1 protein-coding gene is annotated in these 452 nt (G+C 52.0%); it reads right to left on the bottom strand.

What is annotated here, in order from left to right:
- The coding region (locus RVS70_RS22385) for an MFS transporter (protein WP_321134910.1) at positions 1 to 452 on the bottom strand (452 nt) is incomplete at both ends.

Here is a 452-nt window from a genome sequence, read left to right as displayed (position 1 = left end):
AAAGCCGCCGTTCCAATCAAACCGATCAACGACAAAGCCCATAATGGCGTTTGCGAAAGCAGATCCGCCGATGTATCCGAAAAATCCGGTCAAACCGGCTGCAGTTCCGGCTGCTTTTTTCGGTGCTAGGTCAATCGCTTGCAGGCCGATCAGCATAACAGGTCCGTAGATTAAGAAGCCAATGCTGATCAAGGCGATATTGTCTACGAGCGGATTGCCGGCTGGATTCAGCCAGTACACCAATACGGCAATGAAAACACCTGCCATAAACAAAACGCCTGCCGGTGCCCGGCGGCTTTTGAAGAATCGGTCACTGATCCAGCCGCACAAAATGGTTCCCGGTATGCCGGCATATTCGTAAAGAAAATAGGACCAGCGCGAGTCTTCTGGAGAAAAGCCTTTGGCTTCTGTTAAGTAAGTAGGCGCCCAGACCACCACGCCGTATCGCACGA

The organism is Virgibacillus sp. M23 (assembly GCF_034190895.1).
GTDB lineage: Bacteria > Bacillota > Bacilli > Bacillales > Amphibacillaceae > Virgibacillus > Virgibacillus salarius.
The sequence above is the reverse complement of the archived record's forward strand: the minus strand, read 5'-3'. Positions and strand labels throughout refer to the sequence as shown.